This window comes from Ensifer sp. ENS02, from assembly GCF_014851885.1.
In the GTDB taxonomy this organism is placed as follows: domain Bacteria; phylum Pseudomonadota; class Alphaproteobacteria; order Rhizobiales; family Rhizobiaceae; genus Ensifer; species Ensifer adhaerens.
The window spans coordinates 276,614-290,486 of the sequence record NZ_JACVAO010000004.1 but is presented as its reverse complement, the minus strand read 5'-3'; the positions used below and the strand labels follow the sequence as shown (position 1 = coordinate 290,486).

Genomic DNA, 13,873 nt, shown 5'->3' with positions numbered 1-13,873 from the left:
CCATGCTCGACAAGAACCAGATCGAGTCAGCCGCGACGGCACTCGACATCGCCGAACGCGAGCGCGTCCAGACCGGACTGCTGTCGCTCCAGCATCCCGACATGACCATGGACGACGCCTATGCGGTGCAGGCCGCCTGGGTGAAGAAGAAGATCGCCGCTGGACGCCGGGTGATCGGCTGGAAGATCGGCTTGACCTCGAAGGCGATGCAATATGCGCTCAACATCGACATCCCCGATTCCGGCGTGCTCTTCGATGACATGCTGTTTGAGGACGGCGCGCGCATTCCGGGCAATCGTTTCATTCAGCCGCGCATCGAGGCCGAGATCGCCTTCGTGATGAAGGCGCCGCTTTCCGGCCCCAATGTCACCGTCTTCGACGTGTTGAACGCCACCGATTACGTGACGCCGGCGCTCGAAATCCTCGATACGCGGATCCTGCGCGTCGATCCGGAAACGAAGAAGGCGCGCACGATCGTCGATACCATCTCCGACAACGCCGCCAATGCCGGCATCGTGCTTGGCGGAAGACAGATGCGGCCCGATGCGATCGACATGCGCTGGATGGGCGCGATCGTCTCGCGCAATGCCGAGGTCGAAGAGACAGGACTGGGCGCCGGCGTGCTCAACCACCCGGCCCGCGGCATCGCCTGGCTCGCCAATCGCCTGGCGCTCTACGGCGACCGTATCGAGGCCGGCCAGATCGTGCTTGCCGGCTCCTTCATCCGCCCGGTCGAGGCCCGCCATGGCGACACCATCGTCGCCGACTTCGGCCCGTCCGGCACCGTCAGCTGCTTCTTCGAATAGGAACGCCCATGCCCGCTCCGCGCAATCCGTTCAAACAGGCCCTCACTGACAAGCGTCCGCAGATCGGCCTCTGGCTGGCGCTCGCCAATCCCTATACGGCCGAGATCTGCGGCGGCGCCGGGTTCGACTGGCTGCTGCTTGACGCCGAGCATGCGCCGAACGACGTGCCGCTTCTGGCGGCACAGCTCCAGGCGCTCGCCGCATCGCCAAGCCACGCCATCGTCCGGCCGCCGATCGGCGAGACCTGGATGATCAAGCAGATCCTCGACATCGGCGCGCAGACGCTGCTGGTGCCGATGGTCGAAAGCGCCGAACAGGCCTGCGCCCTGGTGCGCGCCGTGCGTTATCCGCCCCATGGCGTGCGTGGAGTCGGTGCCGCCCTTGCCCGGGCATCGGCCTTCAACCGTATTCCCGACTATCTGCAGACCGCCAATGACGAGATCTGCCTGCTCGTGCAGATCGAAAGCCGGGCCGGCCTTGCCGCGCTCGACGAGATCGCCACGACCGAAGGCGTCGACGGTGTCTTCATCGGCCCGGCGGATCTTGCCGCCGACATGGGCTTCCTCGGCAAGCCCGGTGCGCCGGAGGTACAACAAGCAGTCGAGGCGGCGCTCTTTCGCATCCAGTCGCACGGCAAGGCGGCCGGTATCCTGACCTCCGATCAGGCCCTTACCCGCCGCTACCTAGAACTCGGCGCGACCTTTGTGGCGGTCGGCAACGATGTCGACCTGCTGGTCGGCGCCACGTCGAAGCTGGCAGCGGAGTTCAAGGGTACCAGAGGCGAGACCGAGACGACGGCTGGAAAAATCTACTGATCGGCATCGTCTGCGCCGCGACCGGAGGAGCCAGTCAGGCCACGACCAACCGCATGCGTTGGGCGGTCACGACTTTCCCTCGTCTCGGTCTGGGGGTATAGCGGTCTGACGCCCACCAGCATTGGATTCCCGCCATGACCGATACCGTTCTCGACCGCTTCCTTCGTTATGTCGTCATCGACACCCAGTCCGACGCGAGGTCGAAGACGCAGCCGTCGACGGAAAAGCAGAAGAACCTCGGTCGCGTGCTCGTCGAGGAACTGCTGACGATCGGCCTTGCCGACGCCCATCTCGATGAAAACGGCTACGTCTATGCCACCATTCCTTCGAACGTGGACAAGCCGGTGCCGGTCATCTGCTGGTGCTCGCACATGGACACGGCGCCGGATTTCACCGGCACGAACGTCAAGCCGCAGATCGTCAGCAACTACCAGGGCGGCGATATCAGGCTCACGGGAGATCCGCAGCAGGTAATCCGCGTCGCCGACCACCCGGTTCTCAACGACCAGATCGGCAATGACATCGTCACGACCGACGGCACGACGCTGCTCGGCGCCGACGACAAGGCCGGGCTTGCCGAGATCGTCGCGGCCGCTCAAGTTCTCGTCGACAATCCCGAAATCAAGCACGGCACGATCAAGCTGCTCTTCACCACCGACGAAGAGATCGGCCGCGGCGTCGACAAGGTCGACTTGAAGAAGCTTGGGGCCCAATTCTGCTATACGGTCGATGGCGAAACCGCCGGCCATATCGAGGACGAGACCTTTTCCGCCGATGGCGTCGAGATCGTCATTCAGGGCGTCGCCATCCACCCGGGCTTTGCCAAGGACAAGATGGAGAACGCCATCAAGATCGCCGGCAACATCATTAGCCGGCTGCCGCGGGAGGTTTCGCCCGAGGGCACCGAGGGCCGCGACGGCTTCGTGCATCCGACCGGCGTGACCGGCTCGATGGACAGGGCGCAGCTCGGCCTCATCGTGCGCGACTTCGACGAGGCGGGCCTTGCCTCGAAGGAAGCCATGCTCGAAGGCATCGTCAAGGACGTGATGAAGGCCTATCCGGGCTCCACCTACAGTTTCGAGGTCAAGCAGCAGTACCGCAACATGAAGGCCATCCTCGACCGCCATCCGGAGATCGTCGAAAACGCCATCGAGGCGATCCGCCGGGCCGGCATGCAGCCGGTGCGCGGCAGCATCCGCGGCGGCACCGACGGTTCGCGGCTCTCCTTCATGGGTCTGCCTTCGGCCAACCTCTTCGCCGGCGGCCACGCCTTCCATTCGCCGCTCGAATGGGTCAGCCGCCAGGACATGGAGCGCAGCGTAAAGACGCTGGTCGAGCTCGCCAAGATCTGGGCCGAACGCGCCTGACATAGTCCGGAAAACGGGGCGGCTTGGGTGCAATAGGCAGCCGCTCCTTCTCCAAAGGAGACGACCGATCGACACGGCGCGAAGGAGGGTCAGGCGATGAGTACGGCGCGAGGCTCAAAACGCGCGCCGGCAAAGCCCGCTTCGCTCGCAACCAACCCGCCGACCTTCGAGCACATCGTCACCGGCGTCAACGAGACGTTCCTATGGCGTCTCGACAACTATCCCTGGGAACGGAACGTCTGGAACTTCCATCCGGAGATCGAAATCCATCTCATCCGCAAGGCCTCGGGCCTTGCCTTCGTCGGTGATCATATCGGCCAGTTCGGTCCGGGTTATCTCACCGTCATCGGCAGCAACCTGCCGCATGACTGGGTAACGGTTACCGAACCCGATGAGATTATCGAAGGCCGTGACATCGTCATGCAGTTCCACCCGGATCGCATGCGCGAGATCACCGACGCCCTACCGGAATTTGCCGAGCTCGAGGCCTTCTTCGCCCGCGCCGAGCGCGGCCTGGTGTTTCATGGCGAAGCCCGCGCCAAGGGCGCCGATCTGATCGAACGTATGGGCAGCCTGAAAGGGCTCTCGCGCTTCTCGCTGTTCATCCAGCTGCTCGATCTGCTGGTCAACACCGAAGAATACGAGTTGCTCTCCTCGCCGGAATTCGCGCCAGAACTCGACCAACAATCGCTTGACGTGCTGCGCGGCGCTCTGGCCTTCATCTACGAGAACATCGCCACCGACATTCATCTTGCCGATCTTGCCCGGCAGGCCGGCATGAGCGAAACGGCCTTTTCCCGTTTCTTCAAGAAGAATACCGGCAACACCTTTACCGACCACGTCAACAAGCTGCGCATCTGGCAGGCGTGCAAGCTGCTTGCCGAAACCGACGTGCCGATCACCGACATCTGCTTCGAGGTCGGCTACCTCAACATCTCCAATTTCAATCGCACCTTCCTGCGCCAGCACAAGATGACGCCTTCGGCCTACAGGCGGCTGACGGGCCAGCGTCGTACTTCCCGTTCTTAGGCGCGTTTCACCCACCCAGGCAATGAATCCTTGCGTTTGCTGCGCTGCAAACGGCTGGCATCTGGCAATTTTCTGCAAGAAAGTACAGAATTGCCGCATCGCGCACGCTAGTTCGGCAGAGCGTAAGGCCTATCATCGAACCCAGCGAAACGGTTCGCTATGAGGAAAACGCACTGGATCTGAGGAGTATCCGGCGCGCATCGCAGACCTGGGGAGGTCTTTTCACAATGAAAAAAGCCAAAACGCTCGTTTCGAGCATCGCCTTCGCATGCCTTCTTTCCACCGGCCTGACGACTGTTGCGGTCGCTGCCGAATGCTCCGGCACGATCAAGGTGCTCGCCCAGCCGCGCGACGGCCTGACGCTGCTCGAAGACTACAAGTCCCAATTCGAGAAGCTCTCGGGCGGCGCATCCTTTGAGATCGACTATCTCAACGAAAACGACCGCCGCGCCAAGACCAAGGCGGACGCCTCGACCATCGGCAAGTACAACGTCTATTACATCGACGAGGCAAATGTGGCGCTATTTGCGTCGGCCGGCTGGGTCGCGCCGCTGATGGACTATTATCCTGCCGACTACGACTACGCCGATTTCGATCCGGGCCGCCAGAAGGTCGCGACCTATGACGGCAAGGTCTGGTTTGCGCCGGTCACTGGCGGCGGGGACCTCATGGTCTACCGCAAGGACCTGCTTGAGGCGGCCGGCATTACGCCGCCGAAGACGCTCGACGAATATGTTGCCGCAGTGAAGAAGCTCAATCAGCCCGACCAGGGTATCTACGGCACAGCCCTTCGCGGCCAGCGCGGCTCGGGCGCCAATGTCTGGCGCTGGATGCCATTCTTCAAGGGCTTCGGCGGCAACTGGTTCGACGGCAAGACGCCGGTCTTTGACGGCGAACAGGCGGTCAAGGCGACCGAGACCTATCTCGAACTCTTCAAGTACTCGGCACCGGGCAGCCAGACCGGCGGCTGGGACGAGGCGGTTGGTGCTTTTACCTCCGGCCAGGTGGCGATGCTGATCGAATCCACCCCGCTCGTCGGCATGGCGATCGATCCGAAGTCCTCGAAGGTGGCCGGCAAGGTCGGCTACCTGCCGCCTCCGGCACCGTTGACGGGCGGCGGCTACGGCCATGGTCTGGCAATCGGCATGAAGGCCAACAAGGATGAGGCCTCCAAGGCCTGCGCCGGTCTGTTCGTAGCTTGGGCGACCTCGAAGGAAAACGAGGCCCGGCGGCTCGAAGCCGGACAGTTCAGCGAACTCAATCGCACCAGCATCATGACCAGCCCGAAATTCGCCGAGCTCTACGGCCCCGATCTCGGCCAGGCGCTTGCTGATACCGGCAAGGTCACCGCCGTCAACTTCTGGCAGAACCCGCAATGGCCTGATCTTGGCGACCGCTGGGGCATCATCCTCGAGGAGCTGATCACCGGAACGCGCACCGACATCAAGGAAGGCCTCGACGAACTCGACGGCTTCGCCCAAGACCTGGTTGCCCGCAGCCAGTAAGCCGGTTCCTCCCAAGGGCCATCGGCCGGCAAAGCCGCCGGTGGCCCGCACCATCGGGGGCGTTCAAAGCCCAGCCGTAGGACTGATCACATGAAGCAGAAAAACAGCCTGCCGGCGGTGTTCCTCACCCCGGCCATGGGCATCCTTGCCGTTCTCGCCCTCGTGCCGACGGCCTATGCGATCTACATATCGTTCCAAAACCGGGAACTCAGCCGTCCGGACGGCAGCTTCGTCGGTTTCGCCAATTATATCGACCTTTTCTCGGACCGCCGCTTCATCAATGCGATCGGCGTCTCCCTGACCTGGGAAGCCGTGACCGTCGGCATGACGCTCGCCATCGCCGTCGGCCTTGGCATTCTGCTGTTCGAATGCGTCTCGCCGCGAACGCGCAACCTGCTGGCGCTCCTGTTTCTGGTACCGGTGATCCTGCCACGCGTTTCGGCCGCCTTCGTCTGGAAGTTCGCCTTCCATCCGCTCTATGGCATCGCCACCTATCCCTACAAGGCAATCATCGGTCAGCCACTCGATCTCCTGTCCAATCCGGCGACTGCACTTGCGACAGTCGCATTGGTCGATGTCTGGCAATGGGGCCTGTTCTTCGCCGTCATCGTGCTGAAGCTCCTGGAAACGCTGCCACCGCAACCCTTCGAGGCAGCAAAGCTCGACCATGCCCGCACATGGGAGATCTATGCCTTCATCGCGCTGCCGATGCTGAAGGCGCCGCTGATCTCGCTTGCCTTCGTCAAGATGATCGAGTCGCTGCGCGCCTTCGACCTGATCTACGTCATGACCCGCGGCGGCCCCGGCATCGCGACCGAAACGCTCGACATGTACGCCTTCTCGCAAGGCTTCATCGAGTCCGGCCGGATTTCCTACGCCTCCAGCATGGCGGTTCTGATGATGATCGCCACCTCGATCGCCTTCACCTTCATCTGGAAGAGGGTTCAGTGATGACCGCCCACGCCCTTGGCCGCTTCATTGGCCGGCTCATCCTTGCCGCCGCCGCCTTCTCTGCCGTGTTTCCAATGTTCTGGACCGCGCTCAATGCCTTCAAGAACCGGGTCGACATCGTGACACCGACCCCGCTCTTCTTCTTCGAGCCGACGCTCGACAACTTCGCCTATGTGCTCGGCCGCGAAAGCGTCTTTGCCGGCCTCGTCAATTCGCTGCTGATATCGGGCGCTGCGGTGCTGATCGGTGCCACTCTCGGCCTGCCCGCCGCCTATGCGATCGCGCGCTATCCCAACCGCTGGTCCCGCGACATTCAGTTCTTCGTTCTGTCGCTGCGCTTCCTGCCGCCGGTCGCGATCGCCATTCCGCTGATGGTGATCTGGCTCGATTTCGGCCTCTATGACACCCGCCTGTCGATGATCGTCACCTATTCGCTGCTGACGCTCGCGACCATCATCTGGCTGAGCGTCCCGGCCTTTGCGCGAGTGCCGAAGGAAGTCGAGGAGGCTGCCCGCGTCGATGGCTACGGTCCTTATGCGATCTTCTTCCTTATCGCGCTGCCGATTGCCCTTCGGTCGCTGATCGGAGCGGTCGCCTTTGCCTTCGTGCTCGTCTGGAACGAATTCCTGATTGCGCTGATGCTGACGACGTCCGACGCCAAGACGTTGCCGATCGTCGCCTCGGAGCTGACGCAACTCGGTCGCGACGTGCCCTGGGGCATCCTCAACGCCTCCGTCGTGCTGCTCTCCATCCCGCCGCTGCTCTTCATCGGGGTTCTAAGTGGCATGCTCAACAGCGCCTTCAAGCGCAAGACCCAATGAATCCCAAGACTGGAAAAACAAGGAAATCCTTCATGCAAGCGTTGGTCCTCGAGCAAAAAGGCAAGCTCGCAATCCGGGAGATCGATCTCCCGCTGGAACTTGGTCCCGATGATGTCAAGATCGCCATCGACACGGTCGGCGTCTGCGGCAGCGACGTGCACTACTACACCCACGGCGCCATCGGCCCCTATGTGGTGCGCGAACCGATGGTGCTCGGTCATGAGGCGGCCGGCACCGTCGTCGCGGTCGGAAGCAATGTCGAAACGCTCGACGTCGGCGACCGGGTCTGCATGGAGCCGGGTGTTCCAGAACTGACCTCCCGGGCTTCCAAACTCGGCATCTACAATGTCGATCCCAAGGTGCGGTTCTGGGCAACGCCGCCGGTTCATGGCGTGCTCGCTCCCTTCGCAGTCCATCCCGCCGCCTTCACCTACAAGCTTCCCGACAACATCTCCTTTGCCGAAGGCGCGATGGTCGAACCGTTCGCCATCGGCATGCAGGCAGCCGCCCGCGCGCGGATTGCACCGGGCGATGTCGCCGCGGTGATCGGCTGCGGGCCGATCGGCATCATGGTGGCGCTCGCAGCCCTTGCCAGTGGCTGCAGCCGTGTCTTCATCTCCGATTTCAGCGCGGAGAAGCTGGCGATCGCCGCTCAGTATCCAGGCATCATCCCGGTCAACATCGCCGAGCGGCCTTTTGCCGATGTCATCGCCGCGGAAACCGGCGGCTGGGGCGCCGATCTCGTCTTCGAGGCGAGCGGCAGCGCCAAGGCCTTTTCCGGGATATTCGATCTGGTCCGCCCGGGCGGTGCCGTGGTTCTGGTGGGCCTGCCGGTCGAACCGGTACAATTCGACGTTCCGGGCGCAATCTCCAAGGAAGTCCGGATCGAAACGGTGTTTCGTTACGCCAACATCTTCGACCGCGCCCTGCAATTGATCGCGTCCGGCAAGGTCGATCTGAAGCCGCTGATCACTGAAACCTTCCGCTTCGAAGACAGCATCAGGGCATTCGAGCGGGCCGCATCCGCCCGACCGACTGATATCAAACTACAGATCCGCATGGACAGTGGGAAGGATTGAGCCATGGCGAACATCGTCTGCTCCAATGTCGACAAGCAATACGGCGCCGTTGATGTCATCAAGGATTTCAACCTCGATGTCGCCGATCATGAATTCATCGTGTTTCTCGGTCCATCCGGCTGCGGCAAGTCCACGCTGCTGCGCATGATTGCCGGTCTCGAAGACATATCCGGCGGCATTGTCTCGATCGGCGGGCGGGCGGTCAACGACCTGCCGCCTCGCGACCGCGGCGTCGCCATGGTCTTCCAGAACTATGCGCTCTACCCACACATGACGATCTACGACAACATCGCTTTCGGACTGAAGCGCATGAAGGTGCCGAAGGCGGAGATCGATACGCGGATTCGCGCTGTTTCGGCAACGCTCGGCCTCGAGCCCTATCTCGCCCGCAAGCCGACCGAGCTGTCCGGCGGGCAGCAACAGCGCGTCGCTATCGCCCGCGCGATGATCAAGACGCCGCGGGTCTTCCTCTTCGACGAGCCGCTCTCCAATCTCGACGCGAAGCTGCGCAATCACATGCGGGTCGAGATCGCCCGGCTGCACCAGAAGCTAAAGACCACGACGATCTATGTGACCCACGACCAGTTGGAGGCGATGACACTTGCCGACCGGATCGTCCTGATGAAGGGTGGCGCGATCGAGCAGGTCGGGACGCCCGCCGAGATATACGAACGCCCGCGCACGCTCTTCGTCGCCGGCTTTATCGGCACACCCAACATGAATTTCATCGACGTGACGGCCGAAAAGACCGAAGGCGGCTGGCTGTTGCGCAGTGCGGGCGGCAGCTTCGCGATCTTGGACGACAGGTTCACGCTTCGCCATGGCCAGACGCTAGTGCTGGGCATACGTCCCGCCGACCTGGCGCCGGCGGAAAGCGGGCTCAATCGTATCGAGGGCATCGCCGACCTGGTCGAGTTTCATGGTAACGACGCGCTCGTGACCTTTCTGTTTGCCGGCAAGGAAATTGGCGCACTGGTCAAGGCCAGCGGCTGCCCCAGGCCGGGGGAAGCCGTATCCTTCACAATCGAGCCAAACGGCTTGCACCTGTTCGACCGGGAGAGCGGTCTCTCGGTGCTGAGTACGTGAGCGGCAAGCAACAGCCCTGCCCCGACAGGACTGTTTGCCTTCAGGCCGCGTTGGCGAATGAGGCGGCCGGGAGCGGCCCGGCCGTCATCATCGTAAAATCGAAGGGCGCGCGAACGTCGGCATCGAGCACGTATTGGCGGTGCACACGCAGGAAGTCGCGCTTGATCCGGCCATAGCGCTCCGGTGACAGCATATGCTTGAGCCGGATGAAAACGATGGGCGGCTGGGGCGCATCGCCGTGTCCGGCAAGCGCCACCACCTGGCATCTGTAGAAATTGATCGCGTCGGTCAGGCACTGGACGTCGAACCAGAAGATATCCTTCACCCGGGCGATGGCGCCGACGCGCGCGCGCAACACTTCGGCTGAGCGCAGCAGCGCACATTGCAGGATCGCGCCGCCGAGCGTGACGAAGACGATGCGTTTTCCGGCAAAGAGGCCTGGCTCCCGCTCCACCAGGGCGCCGATCACTTGGGTGGCGATGCTGGAGCCCATGCTGTGAGAGCTGATGACGTACTCGTCGGCCGGTTCGTTGAGCGCGGCCCGCACGGATGCCAGGCTGTCTTCAACCCATTGCTTTAAATATGGTTTTTCCAGACGCGCAACGGCAACCGCCAGCTCCCAGTCGGAAAAGAGATGCAGGGTATGCCACCGCTCCGACCAGGGGAGAAACAGCTTGAAAAAGACCAGGTAGGCGACGATCGCGCTCAGGACGAGAAGCGATGATTCAAGCGCAAGCCAGTAGGGGGCGGTGCCGATCAACACGCTCCCCGCGACGCCAATTGCCACCAGCAGGAACGGAAAGAGAAAGAACAGGCCGAACCGCCAGGCATGCCGGAAGTAGCCGAATGCGCCGCCTTCCCAGACGACGCGCAGGGCGCTCAGGTAGCCCGCGACCATTCGATGCAGCGTGCCCCGGCCATTCAGGCGTCGGACGATCTCGTCGTGATCGAAGATGTAGACGCGGCTGGCCGTCTGCCAGTCGGCGCCCTGGCTATCCACGTCGAAATAGCGGCCGGGTCCCTCGCTCTCCACCTGCCCGACCTGAACATCGAAATCCTGAAGTCTCGCCGTCTTGACCGCCGATCGCTTGTAGCGCGCCTGATGCTTGACGGCATCCAGCGGCTCGAAGCCCGGAAAATGCAGCACGATGCGTTTCTTGACGTGCCCGGTCGATTTGTCGTGTGACAAGTGTTGATCTTTCAAAAGGCGCAAAACGCCCGTCCCCGGGCCTCCGAAGAGGTGCAGGAGCGGGCGCTCGATGAGCGCCGGGTGGTCCCAGCCTGCCGGAGACGTCAACGATCTCGATGTCGAGAATATGGCCAAATGAAACGATGCAACGGCGTGCATGACAATTTCAATCGCGCCATCGCCTGACTACCCGTCACGCCACGGTCGCTGCTCGGCAAGAGCGCAGGCCACAGCCGCCAAACGACGACGCATGGAACCCGACTTTGGTCCTAAGGGAATCCGACGATTGTCCGGCCGTCGCCGGGGAAAGGTCTGGGAAAGCGTAACCGGCGCAGACGCGCGTTGACTGGCCATGCCGGCCATGAGCAAAGTCGAACTTGCCGGTATCCGCCGGAGCGTGCCCACCCTGTGCCGCGACATCGCCAGAGGACTGAAATGCCCAATCGCCGGATTTTTCTTGCTGCATTCTTCTGGCCCGCGATCCTGTTGGTGACGACCCTTCCCTACAAGCTCGATCTGACCCGCGCAGGTCTGTCGATGACCGAGACGGTCGCCCTCGCCAAGAACGGCAATAATGGCGGCGGCAACGGCGGTGGGAATGGTGGTGGTAATGGCGGAGGGAACGGGAACGGCGGTGGCGGCAATGGCGGTGGCAACGGCAATGGAAACGGGAATTCCAACGAAACCCGTTCCGGCGGAAACTCCAAGGCCTCCCGTGCCAATGAAGACGCCACCGACGATGGCGAAACCGGTATCCGTCACAAGGGCGGCATAACCGAGCAAGTCAGGAAGGGGCGCTACATCATGAAGGATGCCCGCGGACGGACGATCATCAACCGCCGCGCGACATCAGCCGACAAGCAGCGCATGGAGACCCTGGCGCATTAGCACGCGCCGCCGATCGGCGTCGGCGGTGCGACGGTATCGGTCGGTCTTAGAGACTAAAGCTCGCGCGCGTCGCGCAGAACCATTGCCGCTTCGGTGCGGTTTGCGACCCCCAGCTTCGTCATGATCTGCGTCATGTGATGCTTCACGGTCTTTTCCTGCAGGTCCAGCTCGATGGCGACATGCTTGTTGCTCATGCCGGCGGCCACCAGGTGCAGAACCTCTTTCTCGCGGGGCGTCAGGGTTGCGACCAGACCGGATTTTCCAGGCTGGGCCGGGCCCTTCGTCGACAAAAGCTTGGCCGAAAGGGTCGGCGCCACGTAACGCTCGCCCGAAGCGACAGTGCGAATGACCTCGGCGAGCGCCGAGGCGCCGACCCCCTTCAGCACATAGCCGGTGGCACCCCGGTCGAGCGCCGTGGTCACGTCATCTCCGTCTTCGGAAACCGTGAGCATGATGATCTTCTGCGACGGAGCGACCTCCAGGATCGCCGGTATCGCCTCCAGCCCGCCGCCCGGCATGGAGATATCCATGAGCATCACATCCGGTCCGAGGCTTTGCGCGATCCCGGTCGCGTCGTCCTTCGAACTGCCCTCGGCGACGATCTCAAACCCCTCGATCTCCGACAGGCTCCGGGTCACGCCTTCGCGAAACAGAGGGTGGTCGTCGACCACGGCAACGCGTATCCTTGACGTCATGATTGTCAGATCTCCTTGACGCTGGTCGTCATGCGAACGGTGGTGCCGGTCGGCTCGATGATGAGCTCAAACGTTCCGCCGAGACTTTCGATCCGTTCGCGCAGGCCGGCAAGACCAAGACTTGTGGGCGGAACTTTGTCCGGATCAAATCCGGGTCCGCCATCGGCGACCTCGATGGTGACACGGTCGCCGACTGTTCGTTGCGATACCTGCTGCCTCACGCCGCCGGCATGCCGGTAGCCGTTGTTGAGGGTTTCCTGCACGAAGCGGTAGATGCAGATCTTTGCCGCCTGCGACAGACGGTCCGGCGGATCGGCCAGGGCGAGCTCGACCGCCGCCCCTGTGCGCTGCTGATGGGCCTTCACGCAACGCTGCAGGATCTCTGCCAATCCGGCCGTCTCGATCTGCGGCAGGACCAGGCCGCCGCAGATTGTGCGGATCTCCTGCATCGCCTCGTCGAGGCTCGCCTTGATCGCGCCGATCTCGCGCGCACGGGTGGCCGCCGGCGTCGCGTCGCGCTTCAAGGTCTCGCTGCCCAGTCTTAGCGAAGCATAGGCGACGAGTTGGGCGGGGCCATCATGCAGGTCCGCGCCGATGCGCCTCAGATAGCTTTCGTTCAACGCGGTGGCGCGCTGCGATGCGCGCTGCAGCCGGCCGCGCAACGTTTCGTTCTGCGCCAGCGATGCCGAAAGCTCGTCGACGCGCTGGGCGAGCGCATGCCGCTGGCTCTCGATCGTCTTGCTGCCCCGAAGCACGATCGCCGACAGCACGACGAAGAAGGCAAGCGTGAAGGCTGCGACCGCCAACCAGGTGTGTGCGCGCGCCTGATTGAGGCTTTGTTCGAAATCATTGGCCACCTCATGAAATTCCGACACGGCCACCACCTGGCCGGACCAGGGCTGGAGCACCGGATTGTAGATGGCAAGCGCCGGCTCGGCCGTAGCCCTGTCCGCCGTCCCATCCCCGGCCTGGTCGAAGCGGGCGACCATTTTGCCTGAAAATGCCGTCTGAAGTTCCTCGCTTGGCTCCACCTTGGTGCCGACGGCCGCCTGGTCACTCGAATAGAGAAGCGTGCCATCCGCACGCCAAAGGCGGAACGAGAGGAGGCGTTCGCCGAGCGCGCCCTGGCCAAGGGTCTCGTCCAGCGCACGGGCAACCGTTTCATCGAGCACTTCATTCGTCTGCATATCGGGCAGCAACGGCGCGATCACGCTGTCGACGTAAAGCGCCGTCGTTGCGGCGGAATTCCGGGTGACTGCGTCTTCGATCCTGTTCGATACGAAGGCGCCGACCAGAACCATCGCACAAGCGGCGACCGCTCCTCCGATCAGCAGGAACTGGGTGGCTAGAGATTGAGAATTCCAGCGGGTGATAAGCTGTTGGACGCGCACCAGGTCTCTCGGATCGGGCCGCCGGCTCGTGCGGCGCGACGATTGTAGCAAGGCCGCGCCAACCTAACCACTCTCATGACAGGGTCAATGGCGCAGCCATCGCGACCGAACTGTTCGGACCTTTGATGCTGCGGAATAGGACCTAGGTCCTAGGCGAAAAGGCAATGGTCGGGGGCCGATGGCGCCGTCTCGGAGGCGCAGATATCGTCTTCACATCGAACGTCGTGTCTCGATCCGTAAGCAAATGAGAA

General features: G+C 62.7%; 13 protein-coding genes. 10 read left to right on the top strand and 3 right to left on the bottom strand.

Features of this window, described 5'->3' with window-relative positions:
* The first annotated feature begins 2 nt into the window (after positions 1–2).
* The 9 genes from hpaH to ugpC all read left to right on the top strand — a co-directional run bounded on the left by hpaH (position 3) and on the right by ugpC (position 9,459).
* Positions 3–806: a 2-oxo-hept-4-ene-1,7-dioate hydratase gene (hpaH, locus tag IB262_RS10955; protein WP_034787788.1), complete on the top strand. Its 804-nt coding sequence runs from the start codon at positions 3–5 to the stop codon at positions 804–806.
* A gap of 8 nt (positions 807–814) precedes the next feature.
* The gene (hpaI, locus tag IB262_RS10950) at positions 815–1,621 is read left to right on the top strand and encodes a 4-hydroxy-2-oxoheptanedioate aldolase (protein WP_192493553.1); all 807 of its coding nucleotides are present in this window, start codon (positions 815–817) and stop codon (positions 1,619–1,621) included.
* Positions 1,622–1,755: 134 nt separating this feature from the next.
* A complete protein-coding gene (gene pepT, locus IB262_RS10945; RefSeq protein ID WP_060604411.1) occupies positions 1,756–2,988 on the top strand; it encodes a peptidase T in 1,233 nt (410 codons plus the stop codon).
* 96 nt (positions 2,989–3,084) lie between these two features.
* On the top strand, positions 3,085–4,017 hold the full coding sequence (locus IB262_RS10940) for an AraC family transcriptional regulator (RefSeq protein ID WP_051659111.1): 933 nt from the start codon (positions 3,085–3,087) through the stop codon (positions 4,015–4,017).
* 227 nt (positions 4,018–4,244) lie between these two features.
* Entirely contained in the window at positions 4,245–5,522 is a 1,278-nt protein-coding gene (locus tag IB262_RS10935; RefSeq protein WP_082936573.1) for a sugar ABC transporter substrate-binding protein, read from the top strand.
* A gap of 90 nt (positions 5,523–5,612) precedes the next feature.
* Complete coding sequence (locus tag IB262_RS10930) at positions 5,613–6,473, top strand: sugar ABC transporter permease (protein ID WP_034787778.1); 861 nt, start codon at positions 5,613–5,615, stop codon at positions 6,471–6,473.
* Positions 6,473–7,294 (top strand): carbohydrate ABC transporter permease, encoded by an 822-nt coding sequence (locus IB262_RS10925; protein WP_034787776.1) that lies wholly within the window; start codon positions 6,473–6,475, stop codon positions 7,292–7,294. The genes IB262_RS10930 and IB262_RS10925 overlap by 1 nt, the downstream gene beginning before the upstream one ends.
* Positions 7,295–7,326: 32 nt before the next feature.
* On the top strand, positions 7,327–8,373 hold the full coding sequence (locus IB262_RS10920) for an NAD(P)-dependent alcohol dehydrogenase (protein WP_034787774.1): 1,047 nt from the start codon (positions 7,327–7,329) through the stop codon (positions 8,371–8,373).
* A 3-nt stretch (positions 8,374–8,376) separates the two neighbouring features.
* Positions 8,377–9,459: a sn-glycerol-3-phosphate ABC transporter ATP-binding protein UgpC gene (gene ugpC, locus IB262_RS10915; protein WP_090426108.1), complete on the top strand. Its 1,083-nt coding sequence runs from the start codon at positions 8,377–8,379 to the stop codon at positions 9,457–9,459.
* Between the two features lie 40 nt (positions 9,460–9,499).
* Here the strand turns inward: ugpC and IB262_RS10910 are convergent, their stop codons facing one another.
* A complete protein-coding gene (locus IB262_RS10910) occupies positions 9,500–10,606 on the bottom strand; it encodes a hypothetical protein (protein ID WP_348646899.1) in 1,107 nt (368 codons plus the stop codon).
* A gap of 477 nt (positions 10,607–11,083) precedes the next feature.
* Here IB262_RS10910 and IB262_RS10905 point away from each other — a divergent pair, with 477 nt between their 5' ends.
* Positions 11,084–11,536 carry a hypothetical protein gene (locus tag IB262_RS10905; RefSeq protein ID WP_162727333.1) on the top strand — a complete coding sequence of 151 codons (453 nt, stop codon included), beginning with the start codon at positions 11,084–11,086 and terminating at the stop codon, positions 11,534–11,536.
* Between the two features lie 53 nt (positions 11,537–11,589).
* Here IB262_RS10905 and IB262_RS10900 read toward each other — a convergent pair whose 3' ends face one another.
* Together IB262_RS10900 and IB262_RS10895 are read right to left on the bottom strand one after the other, a co-directional pair.
* Complete coding sequence (locus tag IB262_RS10900; RefSeq protein WP_034787767.1) at positions 11,590–12,231, bottom strand: response regulator transcription factor; 642 nt, start codon at positions 12,229–12,231, stop codon at positions 11,590–11,592.
* A 5-nt stretch (positions 12,232–12,236) separates the two neighbouring features.
* Positions 12,237–13,622 (bottom strand): sensor histidine kinase, encoded by a 1,386-nt coding sequence (locus tag IB262_RS10895; RefSeq protein ID WP_034787765.1) that lies wholly within the window; start codon positions 13,620–13,622, stop codon positions 12,237–12,239.
* Between the last annotated feature and the right edge of the window lie 251 nt (positions 13,623–13,873).